The sequence below is a fragment of the Pelomonas nitida genome (genome assembly GCF_043555975.1).
GTDB classification, from domain to species: domain Bacteria; phylum Pseudomonadota; class Gammaproteobacteria; order Burkholderiales; family Burkholderiaceae_C; genus Pelomonas; species Pelomonas nitida.
Window position 1 is genome coordinate 13,729 of record NZ_JBIGIA010000015.1, and the last position, 17,604, is coordinate 31,332.

The 17,604-nt window shown below is 68.6% G+C and carries 16 protein-coding genes and 1 pseudogene; 10 read left to right on the forward strand and 7 right to left on the reverse strand.

Annotated elements, in window-relative coordinates; translation table 11 throughout:
* Positions 1-188: 188 nt before the first annotated feature.
* From ACG00X_RS17990 to ACG00X_RS18005, 4 genes are all read right to left on the reverse strand, one after another.
* Positions 189-2,081, reverse strand: coding sequence for a YfjI family protein (locus tag ACG00X_RS17990; RefSeq protein ID WP_394489999.1), 1,893 nt, complete (start codon positions 2,079-2,081; stop codon positions 189-191).
* A 101-nt stretch (positions 2,082-2,182) separates the two neighbouring features.
* Positions 2,183-2,407 (reverse strand): helix-turn-helix transcriptional regulator, encoded by a 225-nt coding sequence (locus ACG00X_RS17995; RefSeq protein WP_394490001.1) that lies wholly within the window; start codon positions 2,405-2,407, stop codon positions 2,183-2,185.
* A gap of 217 nt (positions 2,408-2,624) precedes the next feature.
* A complete protein-coding gene (locus ACG00X_RS18000; RefSeq protein ID WP_394490003.1) occupies positions 2,625-4,016 on the reverse strand; it encodes a tyrosine-type recombinase/integrase in 1,392 nt (463 codons plus the stop codon).
* Positions 4,013-4,504, reverse strand: coding sequence for a hypothetical protein (locus tag ACG00X_RS18005; RefSeq protein ID WP_394490005.1), 492 nt, complete (start codon positions 4,502-4,504; stop codon positions 4,013-4,015). Before ACG00X_RS18005 ends, ACG00X_RS18000 begins: the two co-directional genes overlap by 4 nt.
* Before the next feature lie 405 nt (positions 4,505-4,909).
* Between ACG00X_RS18005 and ACG00X_RS18010 the strand changes: the two are divergent.
* A pseudogene (locus ACG00X_RS18010) lies at positions 4,910-5,008 on the forward strand (integrase); the annotation flags it as partial.
* A 299-nt stretch (positions 5,009-5,307) separates the two neighbouring features.
* On the opposite strand, the gene ACG00X_RS18015 reads toward ACG00X_RS18010, so the two are convergent.
* From ACG00X_RS18015 to ACG00X_RS18025, 3 genes are all read right to left on the reverse strand, one after another.
* Complete coding sequence (locus ACG00X_RS18015; RefSeq protein WP_419964737.1) at positions 5,308-6,309, reverse strand: alpha/beta fold hydrolase; 1,002 nt, start codon at positions 6,307-6,309, stop codon at positions 5,308-5,310.
* Positions 6,310-6,371: 62 nt separating this feature from the next.
* Positions 6,372-7,019, reverse strand: coding sequence for a hypothetical protein (locus ACG00X_RS18020; RefSeq protein WP_394490009.1), 648 nt, complete (start codon positions 7,017-7,019; stop codon positions 6,372-6,374).
* Between the two features lie 99 nt (positions 7,020-7,118).
* Entirely contained in the window at positions 7,119-7,595 is a 477-nt protein-coding gene (locus ACG00X_RS18025) for an Lrp/AsnC family transcriptional regulator (protein WP_394490011.1), read from the reverse strand.
* A gap of 88 nt (positions 7,596-7,683) precedes the next feature.
* Here ACG00X_RS18025 and ACG00X_RS18030 point away from each other — a divergent pair, with 88 nt between their 5' ends.
* The 9 genes from ACG00X_RS18030 to ACG00X_RS18070 all read left to right on the forward strand — a co-directional run bounded on the left by ACG00X_RS18030 (position 7,684) and on the right by ACG00X_RS18070 (position 17,603).
* Positions 7,684-9,978, forward strand: coding sequence for an aminotransferase class V-fold PLP-dependent enzyme (locus tag ACG00X_RS18030; RefSeq protein ID WP_394490013.1), 2,295 nt, complete (start codon positions 7,684-7,686; stop codon positions 9,976-9,978).
* Between the two features lie 36 nt (positions 9,979-10,014).
* Complete coding sequence (locus ACG00X_RS18035) at positions 10,015-10,932, forward strand: LysR family transcriptional regulator (protein ID WP_394490015.1); 918 nt, start codon at positions 10,015-10,017, stop codon at positions 10,930-10,932.
* 120 nt (positions 10,933-11,052) lie between these two features.
* Positions 11,053-12,069, forward strand: coding sequence for a TRAP transporter substrate-binding protein DctP (gene dctP / locus ACG00X_RS18040; protein ID WP_394490017.1), 1,017 nt, complete (start codon positions 11,053-11,055; stop codon positions 12,067-12,069).
* A gap of 8 nt (positions 12,070-12,077) precedes the next feature.
* Positions 12,078-12,650 (forward strand): TRAP transporter small permease, encoded by a 573-nt coding sequence (locus tag ACG00X_RS18045; RefSeq protein ID WP_394490019.1) that lies wholly within the window; start codon positions 12,078-12,080, stop codon positions 12,648-12,650.
* Complete coding sequence (locus tag ACG00X_RS18050; protein ID WP_394490021.1) at positions 12,647-14,008, forward strand: TRAP transporter large permease; 1,362 nt, start codon at positions 12,647-12,649, stop codon at positions 14,006-14,008. The genes ACG00X_RS18045 and ACG00X_RS18050 overlap by 4 nt, the downstream gene beginning before the upstream one ends.
* A gap of 10 nt (positions 14,009-14,018) precedes the next feature.
* Positions 14,019-15,698: a malonate decarboxylase subunit alpha gene (mdcA, locus tag ACG00X_RS18055; RefSeq protein WP_394490024.1), complete on the forward strand. Its 1,680-nt coding sequence runs from the start codon at positions 14,019-14,021 to the stop codon at positions 15,696-15,698.
* A 14-nt stretch (positions 15,699-15,712) separates the two neighbouring features.
* Positions 15,713-16,045 (forward strand): malonate decarboxylase acyl carrier protein, encoded by a 333-nt coding sequence (gene mdcC / locus ACG00X_RS18060; protein ID WP_394490026.1) that lies wholly within the window; start codon positions 15,713-15,715, stop codon positions 16,043-16,045.
* On the forward strand, positions 16,042-16,902 hold the full coding sequence (locus tag ACG00X_RS18065; protein WP_394490028.1) for a biotin-independent malonate decarboxylase subunit beta: 861 nt from the start codon (positions 16,042-16,044) through the stop codon (positions 16,900-16,902). Before mdcC ends, ACG00X_RS18065 begins: the two co-directional genes overlap by 4 nt.
* The gene (locus ACG00X_RS18070; RefSeq protein ID WP_394490030.1) at positions 16,902-17,603 is read left to right on the forward strand and encodes a biotin-independent malonate decarboxylase subunit gamma; all 702 of its coding nucleotides are present in this window, start codon (positions 16,902-16,904) and stop codon (positions 17,601-17,603) included. Before ACG00X_RS18065 ends, ACG00X_RS18070 begins: the two co-directional genes overlap by 1 nt.
* The last annotated feature ends 1 nt before the right edge of the window (position 17,604 follow it).

Below are 17,604 nucleotides of genomic sequence, written 5' to 3' on the forward strand. Positions count from 1 at the left end.
GCCGGCATAGCCACGGGGCCGGGTCTTGCTGTGGCTAAGAGAAGTAGATGTATGAAGGTTTCAAGAGAATGCTTTGCGCATGCCCGTACACGCACGGGCGCCCCCCTGTGGCCACTGCTATTGCTGCTATTCCCGCTATTTGCCGCCCTGCGCGCCGCTGCCTGCTACCGCTATTGCTGCTATTCATGCTACTGCGTCGTCACTTCGAACGTGTCCTGGTACTCCCGCAATACTGCGGCAGGCAGGACCAGCGTGTTCAAGCTCCGGTCCTTCTTGTCGCATTCTTGGTAGATGCGCCCGTGGGCAATGAGAACGTCCAGCGCCGCGTCGCGGGCGGCCTTTGTGCGCAGCTTGTTCGGCCCGAGTCGAAGTACGGAGGCCGCCGGATAGGTTCTTCCTTCCCTCGCGAAGCACTGTTCCGCCAGCCACCATTCAAGGGCTTCCGCATTAAGGATCGCCTCTGGGACGGCCATCGTTTTCTGGAAGCGCAGGGCCTCATCCAAGTACCAGCGGGCAACGTCCGCGCCGGCCCGCATGTGGTCAGGCGTAATCACGACATTGCCGTCCGTGGGCCACTCGTCGAACATCGCAAAGCACGCGGCGAGCCGTGCGGCGTTGTCGGCCGATTTGCTGGCCGCTCCGCGAACATCGCTGTACTTGAACCGCGGGCCGAGTTCTTCCTCGATGGAGTCGTGATAGTCGATCCAAATGCCTTTCGTCTCAGGCACAGCGTTCAGCCTCAACTCGTGGAGCAACAGCTTGCCGTCCGGGTCGAGGCGGTGGCACCGAAGCAGATGCTTGAGGCGCTCCTTGAACGCAGTCAGTGCCTGCCGGCCGTGGTTAGAAAGCCGGTAGAGGCGCATGCCCTGGGTGGATGACGGAATGTTGATCAGGAAGCGCGCGAAGTAGCCCATGCCATCTGCCAGCTCGCCGTTCTTCTTGTGGAACTCGGTCAGTACCGCCGACTGAAGCTGAAGGCCGACGGTCAGGCGGGCGCCCTCAACGTCAGCGCTGAACGATGAGACCCGCTCGCGCTTAATGCGCTGTCCGTCCCAAAGGCCGTTCTGCTGGCCCAGATTGCGCATTACCGACTCTGGGTTCATACCGTGCGCGCCGAGCAACAGGGCGCCCTCTGAAACGGCCGCGTAGCCTCCGGGGTAGCGGGAGAGCGCCATCAGCAGGCTTTCCGGCGTGTCGTCCTGACGCAGGAGCGAAGGTGCCGAAATCATCCGTGGCTCGGCGTTCATGTGGTCGGTCATCCGCGTGGTCAGCTCGCGCTGCCGCGCATCGTCGCCATCTCGCGCTGCCTTCCGTATGGCCTCCTTAATGCCGACGAGTTGCGCGTCCCAGGCTTCGCGCATTGCCCGCGCGGCCTTGATGTTCCGCTCTGCGGCTGCTGCCGCCTCGGCCTCCCATTCGTGGATGGCTGCGGTGAACAGCTTGTCCACCGTGGTCTTCCGCTCGCCGCTTTCGGCCACCGTCATTGCGAAGAGGGAAGTAGGGCCGCGCAGGGAGTCGTCTCGGCTCACGTCCGTCAGCAACTGGACGGCTGCCGCGACGGCAGTGATGGCGCATGTGGCGATCAGTGACCACGGCGCTTGGGTGATGCCCTCTGCCTCGCGCACGGCGGCTGCGAGCAGCGGAGGCAGTCGCTCCAACGGGAACTCCTTCTGATGCAGCGTTCGACGCAATGACACGACCGGCTGAAGGTGCGTTTGGATGGAGTCGGCCTTCTCGGCAATGTCCAGCCAATGCGACCCCGGGTTGGCCTCTTTCGCCATCTTGTCGGCAAGCTCACGCTGTTGCGCGCCGGGCAAGTCCCAGGGCTGGGCCTTGGGAGGCGGAGCGGGCTGCCAGAACTGCGGCGCGGCGGCCTGGGCGGGCGCTGGTGCCATGTTTGCCGCGCCTCCCTGGCCTGGGTAGCTGGCCGGGCCTTGCGGGGCACCTGGGGGCACCAGGGCGGCCGGCTGCTGTTCAGCTTGCCCAGCGAGCGGGACGGTACCCACAATGGGCGCGTTTGCATTGGTTGGGGCCGGCACCGGGGCAAGGTGCTCGGCCCTTTCTTTTGACCAGTCGGTCATGGTGATATTCCTTCGGGCGTACAGCGCTCAGACAGCGGCTCGGCTGCGAGGCGCGATTGCATTGGTGGACGCTGAGGACTGCGCGTCCTGCGTCGGTGTGGTCAGGCTGCGACCGGCTCGGCGCGGCAGGTCGTGGAGGTGTAGGTGCTGGCGTCGAGCCATGCCTGCACATCGCCACGGCGGTAGCGCACAAGGTGGCCCGCCTTCTTGAACTGCGGCCCCTTGCCGAGCAGACGCCACTTCCGCAGCGCGGCGGGCTTGCACTTCAGCCAGGAAGCCAGTTCAGCCTCGTCGATGAGGTCGTCAGGGGATTGGTTCGCGTTCATGTGGTCAGTCCTCGTCGGGTGCTGCCACGCGCGAAATAAAAATGGGCGAGGCAGCGGATTGATCGAATCCGTGCCCCGCCCATGCGGGTTCCTGCCGCGCCGTCAACAGACCATGCTGTTACTGACGGCGCGCGGTAGCCAGTGACCAAATACTACCCATGTTCACCAGCCCCGGGAGGTTGATTACGCGCACCATCCGCTATCGCGTGGCGTGCCATCAGGCACTCTTTTTCCGAGGCAGTTTTACAACGTTCCGGCCGGCCGCAATGTTGGCCTGCGTCACGATCCAGGCGCCGATGCGCTCAACCTCCGGTGCCGCCCAACGAAGATCGGAGGTTTCCCTGTAGTGCCGGTTGACCACGGTGGTTGGAACGTGCCCAGTCAGCAGTTCCACGGTATCGAGGTCGATGCGCAGCACGTTCAGAGCCAGGGTCGTGAAAGTGGCGCGCAGGCTGTGTCGTGTTTGGGCGCAGCCCGCGGCTTCGATCACCGCGCGCATGGCCGCGCCGCGCGGGACGCCGATGGGGCTATTGCCCTTTGCAGCCTGGAACACGTACTCGCACCCTTTGCGGCGTGGACGGGCCGCAATCAAGGCCCGTGCCGGCGCAGACAGCGGGAATGTCCAAGGGCGGCCATTCTTCGAGTCTGGCAAGTGCCATGATCCAGCGTCGTCGCGCAAGTCAACGCGGTCCCAGGTCAAGCCCAGCGTTTCTTCCTTGCGGGCTCCGGTGAGCAACATGAATGCCAGCACGTCAGCCTGCGTGTGCGCAGTTGGCAGCGCTGGCGCAGACCGGATGGACCTGAGGGCTTCCCACACGTGGCCGATGCGTTCCATTGGAACCATGTCCGAGCGAGCCCTCGGGGGCGCCATCTGGCCTTTCAGCACGCGCACTGGGTTCTCGCGGATCAGCGGTTCGTCTCCTACCCGGTACTTGTCCATCGCCCAGTTGATGAGGGCGCGGAGGATCACGAATGCGCCGCGAGCAGAGGTTGGCGCCGGCCGGTCGCCGTTGAGCCCGCCGCGTGCTAGCTCGGCATGTCGCGCCTCGCACATGGCTCGCGTGATTGCCTTGATGGGTTTGTCCTTCCAGGCAGCAAACGACTTGTCTACGTGGATGTTGATGTCCCGGATCGTGTTCGCTTTCAGAGGGCCATTGCGGGTCTTTTTGTTGGCGATGTAGTGCACGCGAACATCGTCCAGCGTTACTGCCTCGGCCTTGGTGCGCTCGGCGTCAACGACCTTGCTCACCCTGGCCTGCTCCTGCTCGGCCTGCGGGTCACGGCCCATGTCCATCATGTTGCGCAGCTTGCGCGCGCGCTGGCGTGCGCCATGCCGGGCTTCGTCCTTGCTCGTGTCGTCGCCTTCCAGCGGCATCGCGTCAACGCGGCCGATGGTGATACGGCGCTCAATGCCAGCGCCCTTGACCCGGCCCTGGAATACGTAGGTCTTCGCGCCGCGCACGGTGACGCCGTCCTTGATGTGGTCAGGCAGGGCGCGAATGCCTAGGCCGCGGACCTCGGTATCCCACAGGATCAACTGCGATGTACCTGCCGGGCAGGCGTGGGCCTTGACCACGGGCACCGTCAACTTCACCTTGCTGCTCTTCATGCTGCACCTCCAATAAGCTCAACAGCTTCAAGGGAGGCAAGCGCCGGCACAACCTGATCATGCAGTTCGCGCTGTCCGCGCAGCACTACCGCTAGCGTTGCTAAAACGCGATCAGCCGGCCGCGCCCATGACTCCGGCAGCGGCACGCGCGGCACCTGGGCAGCGCACCGTTCGGCGAGCCGCTGCTGATAGCGCAGCGCGTAGTGAACGAACTGCGCAGTCGATAGCGGGGCCTTGTTCAGCACCGGCACCCAGCTATCGGCGGGGCCGGCTACGTCGATGGCAATCGCCAGCAACGAGCTTTCGGTCAGCGCCTCGGGTACGCATTGCCATGCGAACTGGAAGGCCTCGTAGAGCGCGTCGGCGTGGTTAGCCGGGCGGGTGGCGTCGAGGGTGAAAGGGATGACCGCAAGGTCGCGGGGTGCGCCAGCGTTCTCGACGCAGGCGAGCCGCACCCTCCCGGGGTGGCGGGATGATGGAAAATGCATTGTTGACCGTCCTCGGTAACAGGAAGGTTGACCACGCACCTCGGACGGTTGCCGCCGTCGCGGGGTGCACCTACATCGGCGCCTTGCCGGGCGCCGCTGTCAGTCCAGTGTACGGTCGCTGTAAGCACCAGCCGTCACAGGCGGGCGCAATGGGTAGCAATCAAGTGCTGTCGTAAGTGCCTGTCAGGGCGTGGTTTTCGCGGTGCGTAGCAGTGCAGCGCAAGCCGTCGCAACCGGCCGTCCGTAACTCATAATCCTTTGGTCATTGGTTCAAGTCCAATACGGCCTACCAAAATTTCCCGTTTGGTATCAGCAGCGTAGCGCTTGCGCTGTTGCGTCGACGGCTATTCACCATAGCCGCCAAGGTCACAGCTTCGGTACACCGTCACCCGAAGGAGACCATTCGTGGCCAGCATCATCAAGACGCCTTCCGGCACCTGGAAGGCCATCATCCGCAAGGTCGGCTTCCCGACCACCACAAACACCGTCAGTGCGAAGCGTGACGTGTTTCTCAGGCTTGATCTGTCAACGTCGCGCATGCTGCGCAAGCCCGTTTCCGTTGAAGTCATCGGGCGCCAGGTCTCGACCTCAACGGGGTGCGGCTGTGGCGTATCGCCGTGTCGTCCCCGTCCTGTTGAACCTGCTTGTTGCCCGAGCCGTGCTGTGCAGGCGTTGCAGTCGGTCGCAAGCATCGGACCGAAGCTGCTTGATGCTGATGCGCCGCAGCTCGCGCCAGACGCTGACGGGAGGGCCGCCGAGCCGCCGCGCCTTAGCTGGGCATCTGGCCTGATGCCCCCGCCACCTCACCGTCGATCCAGCGCGCCCAGGGCCTCGACGAGTGTGCGGTTGAAGCGCTCTGGCGCCTGCATCTGCGGTGCGTGCCCCAGGCCGGGGAATTCGATGAGGCGGCCTTGGGGGATGGTCTTGATGACTTGCTTGCCCAGCAGGTCGTAGCGCCCGATGCGGGCCTTGACGTCCGGCGGTGCGATGTCGCTGCCGATGGCGGTGGTGTCGGCGGTGCCGATCATCAGCACGGTGGGCACCTTCAGCAGCGGGAACTCGTAGACGACCGGCTGCGTCCAGATCATGTCGTAGATGAGCGCCGAGTTCCACGCGACGATCTCATGCCCGGGGCCGCTGTTCAGGCCGGCGAGCATGGTGACCCAGCGTTCGTACTCGGGCTTCCATTGGCCGCCGTAGTAGGTGTTGGACTCGTATTTGCGGAGGCTGTCCGCTGAGAGCTTCAGTTCGCGCGCATACCAGTCGTCCACGCTGCGGGACGGGACGCCCAGGGCTTTCCAGTCTTCCAGGCCGATCGGGTTGACGAGCACCAGTTGCTCCACCGACGCCGGAAACATCAGTGCCTGGCGGGTGGCGAGCATGCCGCCGGTGGAGTGGCCGACGAGCGTCGCCCGCTGGATGCCGAGCTTTTGCAGCAGCGCCTGCGTGTTGGCGGCCAGCTGCTGGAAGCTGTATTGGTAGTGCGCGGGCTTGGTGGAGGCGCAGAAGCCGATCTGGTCGGGCACGACGACGCGGTAGCCGGCGCCCGCCAGCGCGGCGATGGTGGACTCCCAGGTGGCGCCGCAGAAGTTCTTGCCATGCATCAGCACGGCCACGCGCCCGTTGGCCTCGCCGCGCGGCGGCACGTCCATGTAGGCCATTTCCAGCGCCTGGCGCTGCGACTGGAACGCGTAGCGCTCGACGGGATGCGGGTAGTCAAAGCCTTGCAGCTCGACGCCATAGCTGGGCGAGGCCGGCGCGGCGCACACCTGGCTGGCAACGAACAGAGCCAGGGCGGGCAGCAGGCCAAAGAATCTTGAGGGCGGCACGGTGTTTCCTGTGCGAGGTTGATCGGAGGGGCAGGCCCTCAGTTTCGCGCGGCCTTCGCGGCCGGCGGGTCGCGGCGGTTGCCTCGGGCGCCTGCGGCGCTGGCATCGCGCGCTGCGCGGTAGGACGCGTCCACTAGCGCCTGCTGCTCCGGCGCGAGCACGGCACGCAGGGCTTCCCAGCGCTGGCTGAGGTCGGCCAGGGCGGCGACCCAGTCCTGGGCTTCGTCGGACTGCGTGCGCAGGTCGCGGCTGACGTCGACCAGCGCCGACACCGAGCTGGGCCGGTGGCGCACGGCGCGGTTCACGCGCTGGGCGTTGGACTGCGCCGCGAGGTCGAGTTCGCGCATGAAGGCGTCGAACACGGGTTGCTGCTGTGGCGACAGGGCCAGGCGAGGGCTGTCAAGCTGCAGCTTGTCGAGCCAGATGCGCCACGGGTCGGGGGCCATCAGGTCGTCGAGCGTGGGCTGCTCCTGCGGCGTGGCTGCGTTGCCGCCCTCACGGCCGCCGCCGCTGTGGCGCCCGCCGCCGCCTGGGCCCATGCCGCCGCCCATCCCCCCGCCCATGCCGCCCCCCATCTGGGCCATGGACGGCGGCGAGGCGGTGGCGATCAGCAGCAGCAGGGCGGCCGACGCGTGGCGCAGCGTGGTGGGCACCCGGGGGCGGTGGCAGGCAGAGGTCAGGTGCATCGGCGCAGCATCACCGTGCCGCATGCCCCTCGTTTGGCTTGCCGGTGAAGCGACGTAAAGCCGGGCGTGGGTGGCGGCAGGGCCGCGGCCAGCGCGGCGCTACGACACGTACGACAGCGGCAGTGCCGTCGTGAACTTGAGCTCCTCCATGGCGAAGCTGGAGGACACGTCGAAGAGCTGGGTGCCGGCGATGAGGCGCTTGTAGACCTTGTCGTAGGCGGCGATGTCGGGCACGACGACGCGCAGCAGGTAGTCCACGTCGCCGCTCATGCGGTAGAACTCGACGACCTCGGGGATGGCCTCGACGGTGGCCCGGAAGCGGTTGAACCACTGCTCGGTGTGCGTGTTGGTGCGCACCGCCACGAACACCGTCACGGCGACGTTGACCTTGGCGCGGTCCACCAGCGCCACCTGCGACGTGATGACGCCGGCTTCCTTCAGGCGCTGCACGCGCCGCCAGCACTGCGTGGCAGACAGGCCCACATCCTCGGCCAGCTCGGCAACCTGCCGCTCCGCATCGACCTGCAGCAGATCGAGGAGCTTGCAGTCGATGGAATCGAGTTTCGTCTTTGTCATGAAATCCGGAACGGGCTTGCTTGTGTGGGCAAATTTCTCCCGGATTTTGCAAGATGGTGCCAGGGGTGGGTTTCGAGAATCCCCCGCCATGGAAATCTATCTGGACGCGAACGCCACCACCCCCGTGCTCGAAGAGGCGCGGCTGGCGGCCCTGTCGGTCATGGCGCAGGCCTTTGGCAACCCCAGCAGCATCCACGGCGCGGGCCTGCGGGCGCGGGCGCTGCTCGACGAGGTGCGCGCCACGGCGCGCCGTGTGCTGCAGGCGCCCACGGGGCGGCTGCTCTTCACCAGCGGCGCCACCGAGGGCATCCAGACGGCGGTGCTGTCGGCCATGGTGCACCTGCGCGAGCAGCGCCGTGCGGGCCGGCAGGTGCCCGGCTGCGTGCTCTATGGCGCGACGGAGCACAAGGCGGTGCCCGAGGCGCTGGCGCACTGGAACGCCTTGCTGGGGCTGGAGCTGCGGCTGTTGCCCATTCCCGTGGGCACCCACGGCCGGCACGACCTGGCGTGGCTGCGCGCCCATGCGGCCCAGGCCGCGCTGGTGTGCACGATGGCGGCGAACAACGAGACCGGCGTCATCAGCGATCTCGACGGCATCGCCGCCGTGCTGAAGGGGCGCGACGCGCTGTGGCTGGTCGACGGCGTGCAGGCGCTGGGCAAGCTGCCGCTGCACCTCATCGAGCGCCGCATCGACTACGCGCCGTTCTCCGGCCACAAGCTGTATGCGCCCAAGGGCGTGGGGCTGCTGTACGTGCGTGAGGGTGCGCCGTTCACGCCGCTGCTGGCCGGCGGCGGCCAGGAGGGCGCGCAGCGTTCCGGCACCGAGAACATGGCCGGCATCGCGGCGCTTGGCGCCGTGCTGACGGCCCTGGAGGGCGGCCAGACCTTCGCGCCGCCGCAGGTGCTGGCGCGCTGGCGCGACCAGCTTGCGCAGGCGCTGCGCGAGGCGTTCGCGGGGGTGGTGTTCAACGCGCCGTTCGAGGTCAGCCTGCCGACGACGCTGAACCTCTCGGTGCCCGGCCTTGCCGCGCGGACGCTGCTGGACCTGTTCGACGCCGCCGGCCTGCGTGCCAGTGGCGGCTCGGCCTGCGGGTCGGCCAAGGCGCGGCCCAGCGACGTGCTGCTGGCCATGGGCTTGCCGGCCTGGCAGACGGCTTCGGCGGTGCGCCTGTCCTTCGGCGCCGCAGACAGCCCCGAGGTGATGGCCGAGGCCTGCCGCCGGCTCAAGGCCTGCGGCGACGCGTTGCGCGAGGCCTGCCAGACCCCCGAGCCGGCCGCAGTGCCCCTGCCGGCCGAGGGCATCACGCGCTTCGTCGTCGACGCGGCCTGTTGCTACATCCTGGCGGACCGGGCGTTTCGCGAGTGCGTGGTGGTGGACCCGCTGCCCGAGCTGACGCAGCAGATCGCGCAATGGCTGCGCTGCCGCGGCTGCACCGTGGCCGCCGTGCTGGACACCCATGGCCATGGCGACCACGCATCGTCGGCAGAGGCCTTGCGTGCCGCCATTGCGGACCTGCTGCCGCCGCCCGAGCCGCTGGACGCGCTGGGCTGGCCGCTGGGCGCGGCGGAGCTGCGCTTCGGCGCGCAGCGGCTCACGCGGCTGGCCGTGCCCGGGCACACGCAGGACTCCACGGTCTATCTGCTGGCCGACGCCGGCGGGCTGCGCGCGGCGCTGGTGGGCGACACGGTCATGCCCGGCGCGCTGGGGCGCAGTGATTTCCCGGTCAGCGCGCCGCTGTCCTATGTGGCCTCACTGCAGGCGCTGGAGGGCGCGGTGGGCCGGCACACGCTGCTGTTGCCGGGGCATGACTACGACAACCGCCTGGCGACGACGCTGGCCATCGAGTGCGCCGCGCAGCCGCTGCTCGAGGGCGCGCTGAGCGGCCGCCTGGGTGCCGAGGCGTTTGCGCAGGCCAAGGCCGCGCTGGAGCGCGAACTGGCGCCCACCGAATTCGACACCATGGCCTGCGGGGCCCGCGTGGACGACTGCGGCATGGCCGAGCGCGTGGAGGTGCGGCCGGCCGACCTGCACGACTGGCTGCAAGGCGCCGAACGGCTGGTGCTGGTGGACGTGCGCGAGGCGTACGAGCAGCGCCTGAGCCCGCTGGCCCGCAACTGGGCCGGCGCTGCCGGGGCGGAGGTCGAGGCCGTGCCGCTGTCCGTGCTGTTGAGCCGTTTGCCCGATTGGCAGCGGCTGCCGGCCGACGTGCGCCTGGTGTTCTGCTGCCGCAGCGGCAACCGCAGTGCGCAAGCCGCGCGGGCGTTGCGGCGGCTGGGCCACCGGCAGGCCTATAGCCTGGCCGGCGGCTTTGCCTTGCTGCCGCAGGCCGATGCCCGCGTTCACCGGCTGAACCAAACGCCGCCGCCCGCTGCCGGGTTTTGATTTCGCCGCAGCGGGCAGTCGTTAGGATGCGGCGCCATGCGCAATCGCATCGACGAAGAAATCACTTTCCGCAAGCTCGAGATCCTGCTGGCGTTCATGGAGAGCGGCAGCCTGTCGCGGGCCGCCGAGCGGCTGGGCATCAGCGTGGTCAGCGTGCACCGCGCGCTGCACTCGCTGGAGACGGGCACGCGCTGCAGCCTGTTCCGGCTGGAGGGCCGCAACTTGCAGCCCAACGATGCCGCGCATGCGCTGGCCGACGTGGCGCGCGAGGTGCTGGAGGCCATGGCGCAAGGCATCCGCGTGACGCGTGAGATCGCCGGCTATGCGGCGGACCGCATCCGCATCGGCTCGCTCTACTCGCTGACCAGCGTCACGGTGCCGGCGCTCATCATGGGCCTGCGGCTGCGCCGCCCCGACGTGCAGACCGAACTGGTGCTGGGCTCCAACTGCGAGCTGTTGCGCAAGCTCCGTGAGGGGGCGCTGGATGCGACGGTCATGGGCATGCCCGAGGACGCCGCGGACGTGGAGTCGCAGCCGCTGTTTGAGGACGAGATCTTCTTCGCCGCGCCGGCCGATTCGCGCTACGCGGGCATGGACGAGGTCGACCTGAGTGCGTTCGCCGACGAGCGCTTCGTGTCGTTGAACGAAGGCTATGTGACGCACGACCGCTTCGTCGATGCGTTCCGCGTGGCGGGCTTCGACCCCAACGTGGTCATGAGGACCAACGACATCTTCTCGCTGATGAACCTGGTGGGTGGCGGCATCGGCTGCACGCTGCTGCCGGGGCGCATTCGCGGTGTGCTGCCGCGCAATGTGTGCCTCGTGCCGCTACAGAAAAAATACCGGATGCCACACCGGATCTGTGTGGTCTTCTTGCGTACCCGAGAGCGCGACCCTAACCTCCTGTCCTTGCTGGCTGCATGTCGCAGCCACGCGGACAGCCTTAAGGGTTAACCCACGATCTTTTCAGCCGGCGTAAACGTCGCCTGACGAGGTTGATTGATCGGCGGGGCGGGCGGCTTCCAAACTAAGGATGCTGACCGCCAACCCTAGGCGCACTCTGGAGACAACCTGATGAACCTGACACGACGTCAATGGGTCGCCGCCGCCGGCGCGGCCGCTGCTACTGGCTGGACCGATGCCTTTGCCCAGACGGGCGGCCTGAAGATCTCGCACCAGTTCCCCAGCGGCACGCTGACCGAGGGTGACTTTCGGGACCGTCTGTGCCGCCGCTTCGCGGCCGAGATCGACAAGCGCACCAGCGGCGCGTTGAAGGCGTCGGTCTATCCCGGCTCGTCGCTGATGAAGACCAATGCCCAGTTCTCGGCCATGCGCAAGGGGGCGCTGGACATGAGCCTGGTGCCGCTGTCCTACGCGGGCGGCGAGGTGCCCGAGACGAATGCCGGCCTGATGCCGGCACTGGTGCCCAGCTACGAGCAGGGCGCGGCCTGGAAGGCGGCCGAGGCCGGCAAGCTGCTGTCCAAGGTGCTGGACGACAAGGGCGTGATGATTGTCAGCTGGGTTTGGCAGGCAGGTGGCGTGGCCAGCCGCGCGCGGCCCCTGGTGACGCCCGACGATGCCAAGGGGTTGAAGGTGCGTGGCGGCAGCCGCGAGATGGACATGATGCTCAAGCAGGCGGGCGCCTCGGTCATCACGCTGCCGTCCAACGAGATCTACGCGGCCATGCAGACCGGCGCGATGGATGCCGCCATGACGTCGTCCACCAGCTTCATCTCCTTCAAGCTGGAAGAGCTCGCCAAGCACCTCACCTCGGGCCGCCAGCGCACCTACTGGTTCATGCTGGAGCCGCTGATGATCTCCAAGGAGGTGTTCAACCGGCTGCCGAAGGCGCATCAGGAGGTCATCATGGCCGTCGGCGCCGAGATGGAAGTCTTCGCGCGTGACGCGGCCAAGGCCGACGACCAGCTGGCGGCCTCGGTGTACGCCAAGGCGGGCGCCAAGGTCTACGACATGGACGAGGCCACGCTGAACAAGTGGCAGGCCATTGCACGCGAGACGGCCTGGAAGGATTTCGGCGAGAAGAACGAGTCTTGCGCCGCCATCCTCAAGGCCGCCCAGAAGCTGCTCTGAGCACGACGATGAGCCACGGCCTTGACACCGGCGCCGCCAGCGCCGGCATCGACCCCGACACGCCCCGCCTGCTGCTGCCCATTGTGCGGGGGCTGAACCTCATCAACCGCACGATGGTCGTGCTCGGCATGCTGGCGCTGCTCGTGGCGTCCAGCGTGCTGACCTACAGCATCATCTCGCGCTACGTGATGAAGGCGTCCACCGACTGGCAGGACGAGGCGGCCGTGTTCTGCCTCGTCGGCGCCACGTTCATGTGCAGCGCCTTCGTGCAGTCGCTGCGCGGCCACGTGGGCATCGAGGCCGTGGCCGGCCTGCTGCCGCGCGCGATGAACAAGCTGCGCCTCATGCTCGTGGACCTCATGTGCACGGCGTTCTGCAGCTTCTTCGCCTGGAAGTCGTGGGCGCTGTTCCACGAGGCCTGGGTGGAGGGGCAGACGACCTCGTCGTCCTGGGCGCCGCCGCTGTGGATCCCGTACGGGCTGATGGCCGCCGGCATGACGCTGATGAGCGTGCAGCTGCTGGTCCAGCTCATCGCCCGCCTCAACGGGCTGTTCAAGACATCACAAGGGGCTGCGGCATGAGCATGCTCGTCCTCGGCTCGCTGTTCGGCGTCGTCACGCTGCTGTTCATGTTCTCGGGCGCGCCCATCGCGTTCGCGCTCGGCAGCGTCGCGGTGCTGTTCATGGCCATCTTCATGCCGGCGTCCGCGCTGGACACCGTCACGCAGAACGTCTACGAGGAGATGGCCAGCATCACGCTGCTGTCCATTCCGCTCTTCATCCTGAAGGGCGCGGCCATCGGCAAGTCCCGCGCCGGGCAGGACCTGTACGCGGCCATGCACGTCTGGATGGGGCGCATCCCCGGCGGGCTGGGCATTGCCAACGTGTTCGCCTGCGCGCTGTTCGCCGCCATGGCGGGCTCCAGCCCGGCCACCTGCTCGGCCATCGGCAGTGCCGGCATCCCCGAGATGCGCAAGCGCGGCTACTCGCCCGGGTTCGCGGCCGGCATCATCGCCGCCGGTGGCACGCTGGGCATCCTGCTGCCGCCGTCGATCACGATGATCCTGTACGCGGTGGCGGCCGAGCAGTCGCTGGGCCGGCTGTTCCTGGCCGGCATCGTGCCCGGCGTGCTGCTGGTGGTGCTGTTCGCGGTGTACGCGGGCCTGCGCTACCGCAAGGAGCACGCGTTGGCCGAGGCCGAGTTCAATCGCAGCGGTACGGCCTCGCCGCTGCTGGAGCGCGAGAGCTTCACGACGCGCCAGAAGTTCGAGATGCTGCCGCGCGTGGTGCCGTTCGTGCTGCTGCTCATCGGCGTCATGGTGGCGCTGTACGGCGGCTTCGCGACGCCGTCCGAGACCGCCGGCCTGGGCGCGCTGCTGGCGCTGGTGCTGATCGCCGCCATCTACGGCGTGTGGCGGCCGCGCGATGTGGCGCCCATCCTCACGTCGACGCTCAAGGAGTCGACCATGCTGATGTTCATCATCGGCATGTCGCTGCTGTTCTCGTACGTGATGAGCTATCTGCACATCAGCCAGTCGGTGGCGCAGTGGATCGTCGACATGCAGCTGTCCAAGTGGGTGCTGCTGGCGGCGGTGCTGCTGATGGTCATCCTGCTGGGCTTCTTCCTGCCGCCGGTCAGCATCATCCTGATGACCGCGCCCATCATCCTGCCGCCGCTCAAGGCCGCCGGCTTCGACCTGATCTGGTTCGGCATCCTGATGACCATCGTCATGGAGACCGGCCTCATCCACCCGCCGGTGGGGCTGAACATCTTCGTCATCAAGAACATCGCCCCCGACATCGAGCTGCGCGACATCATCTGGGGCGTGCTGCCGTTCGTCGTGCTGATGCTGCTGGCGGTGCTGCTGATCTGCATCTTCCCGGGCATTGCCACGGGCCTGCCGGACGTCGTCATGGGCGCCGTCAACGCCGCACGCTGAAGGAGGCGCCATGAACGCTCCCGTCTGGGACCAGCGCGACCGCCAGCGCCGCGAGCGGCTGGCCGGCGCCGCGCAGGCGCTCGGCAGCCGGCTGCAGGGCCGGCATGTGGCCACTGAGGCCATCGTCGAGCTGCTGGAGGCCGTGCTGCGGCCCGGCGACCGCGTCTGCCTGGAAGGCAACAACCAGAAGCAGGCCGACTTCCTCGCGCAGGCGCTCACGCAGGTCGACCCGCAGCGCGTGCACGACCTGCACATGGTGCAGTCGGTGCTGGCGCTGCCCGAGCACCTGGACGTGTTCGACAGCGGCGTGGCCAAGCGGCTGGACTTCTCCTTCTCCGGCCCGCAGGGCGCGCGGCTGGCCCGGCTGGTGAGCAGCGGCAGCCTCGAGATCGGCGCCATCCACACCTACCTCGAGCTGTTCGCGCGCTACTTCGTCGACCTCACGCCCAAGGTAGCGCTCGTCGCCGCCCATGCCGCCGACCGCCACGGCAACCTCTACACCGGCCCCAACACCGAGGACACGCCGGCCATCGTCGAGGCCACGGCCTTCTCGGGCGGCCTGGTCATCGCGCAGGTCAACGAGGTGGTGCCGGACGGCACGCCGCTGCCGCGCATCGACATCCCCGCCGACTGGGTGGACTTCGTCGTGCCGGCGCCGCGCCCCAACCTCGTCGAGCCGCTGTTCACGCGCGACCCGGCCCAGATCAGCGAGATCCAGGTGCTGATGGCCATGATGGCCATCAAGGGCATCTACGCCGAGTACGGCGTGCAGCGCCTGAACCACGGCATCGGCTTCGACACTGCCGCCATCGAGCTGCTGCTGCCCACCTACGGCGAATCGCTGGGGCTCAAGGGCAAGATCTGCCAGCACTGGGCGCTCAACCCGCACCCGGCGCTGATCCCGGCCATCGAGGCCGGCTGGGTCACGTCCATCCACTCCTTCGGCTCCGAGCTGGGCATGGAGGACTACATCCGCGCGCGCTCCGACGTGTTCTTCACCGGCGCCGACGGCAGCCTGCGCAGCAACCGCGCCTTCTGCCAGGCGGCGGGCCACTACGCCTGCGACCTCTTCATCGGCTCCACGCTGCAGATGGACCTGCAGGGCAACAGCTCCACGGCCACGCTGGGCCGCATCGCCGGTTTCGGCGGCGCACCCAACATGGGGGCCGACGCCCGCGGCCGCCGCCACGCCAGCCCGGCCTGGCTCAAGGCCGGCGGCGAGGCGAGGGCGGGGCGGCCCGGCGCGGCCGGCACGCCGCGCGGCCAGAAGCTCGTCGTGCAGATGGTCGAGACCTTCCGCGAGCACATGCAGCCCGCCTTCGTCGAGACGCTCGACGCCTGGACGCTGCAGCAGCAGGCCGGCATGGCGCTGCCGCCCATCATGATCTACGGCGAAGACGTCAGCCACGTGCTGACCGAGGAAGGCATTGCCAACCTGCTGCTTTGCCGCACCGACGAGGAGCGCGAGCAGGCCATCCGCGGCGTGGCCGGCTACACGGCCGTGGGCCTGGCGCGCGACGCACGGCTGGTGGAGAACCTGCGCGACCGTGGCGTCATCCGCCGCCCGGCCGACCTCGGCATCGACCCGCGCGACGCCACGCGCAACCTGCTCGCGGCGCGCAGCATGCGCGACCTCGTGCGCGCCTCGGGCGGGCTGTACGTGCCGCCCAGGCGCTTTCGCAACTGGTGACCCGGAGCCCGACGATGAGCCTCCAACCCGGCCTCCAACCTGGCCTCGAAACCCTGGACTACACCTTCGCCGGCACGCGGCCGGCCGGCGCCTTCGAGCCCGTGCTGGTCGGCGTGGTCGGCTCGGGCAATCTCGAGGTGCTGCTGGAGCCCGCGCCGGGCAACGACTGCAGCATCCACATCGAAACCTCCGCGCGCGGCTTCGGCAGCATCTGGGCCGCCGTCGTGCGCGACTTCCACCAGCGCCACGGCCTGGCCGGCGTGCAGCTGTCCATCCACGACATGGGCGCCACGCCCGCCGTCGTCAGCCTGCGGCTCGACCAGGCCGCGCGGGAGCTGCAGCCATGATCTCCTATGCCGAATGCTCGGCGCGCGAGCGCCTGGCGTTGATCGTCGACACCGGCAGCTTCCACGAGTGGCTGCCGCCCGCGCTCAAGCTCACCAGCCCGCACCTCGCGCAGCTGGGCGTGCCGTCGTCCTTCGACGATGGCGTGGCCATCGGCCGCGCGCAGCTGGCCGGGCAGCCCGTCTTCGTGGCCGCGCAGGAAGGGCAGTTCATGGGCGGCGGCGTGGGCGAGGTGCATGGCGCCAAGCTCGTGGGCCTGCTGCGCCGCGCGCTGCGCGACCGCCCCCGCGCCGTGCTGCTGCTGGCCGAGTCCGGCGGCGTGCGCCTGCATGAAGCCAATGCCGGGCTCATCGCCGTCTCGGAGGTCATGCGCGCCGTGCTCGACGTGCGTGCCGCCGGCATCCCGGTCATCGTGCTCATTGGCGGCAGCGGTGGCTGCTTCGGCGGCATGGGCATCGTGGCGCGCTGCGCCGACCACATCGTCATGAGCGATATCGGCCGGCTGGCCATGTCCGGGCCCGAGGTCATCGAGGCCTCGCACGGCGTGGAAGAATTCGACTCGCGCGACCGCGCCCTCGTCTGGCGCACCACCGGCGGCAAGCACCGCTGGCTCACCGGCGACTGCGACGTGCTGGTGGAAGACGACGTCATCGCCTTCCGCACCGCCGCCATCTCCGCGCTGGGCGCCACGCGCCCGGTGACGCTGGACGCGCTGGAGGCCGAGCACGCGCGGCTGAGCGCCCGCCTGGCCTTCGACGGCGCGGAGGCCACGGCGCTGTGGTCTTCGCTCGGCGTGGGCGCCGCCGAGCGCATCCCCGATCTCGACGTGGCCGGCGTGCTGGCCCTGGGAGCCCCATGATGGACTGGCAGACCCTCGCAACCCAGCTCTTCGGCGCGGCGCACGGCATTGCCCGCGACGGCGACTTCCTGCACGGCGAGGTCGAGTTCGACGGCGAGCCGCTGACCGTCATCGGCACCACCGACCACGCCCCCATCGGCGTGCAGCTGGCGCTGCGCCAGGCCCGCGCCGTGCTCGACGCCATGGCCCGCCACCCCGGCCGTGCGCTGCTGCTGCTGATCGACACGCAAGGCCAGCAGCTGCGCCGCCGGGACGAGCTGCTGGGCATCAACCGCGCGATGGCGCACCTGGGCATGTGCATCGACCTCGCCCGCCGGCGCGGCCACCGCGTGCTGGGCCTCGTCTACGACCAGGCGCTGTCGGGCGGCTTCATCACGTCCGGCCTCATCGCCGATGCCTGCGACGCGCTGCCCGAGGCCGAGATCCGCGTCATGCGGCTGCCGGCCATGGCGCGCGTCACCAAGCTGCCGGAGTCGCTGCTGGCCGAGCTGTCGCAGGACAACCCCGTGTTCGCGCCCGGCGTGCGCAACTACGTGGCCATGGGCGGCGTGCGGCGGCTGTGGCAGGGCGACCTGGCGCAGGCGCTGCGCGAGGCCCTGGCCGACGCCGACCCGCAGGACCGCCGCGCCGAGGCCGGCGCCGCGCGGGGCGGGCGGCGCCTGGCCGCCAGCGTCATCCAGCGCGTGCTCGACGCCGCCTGAG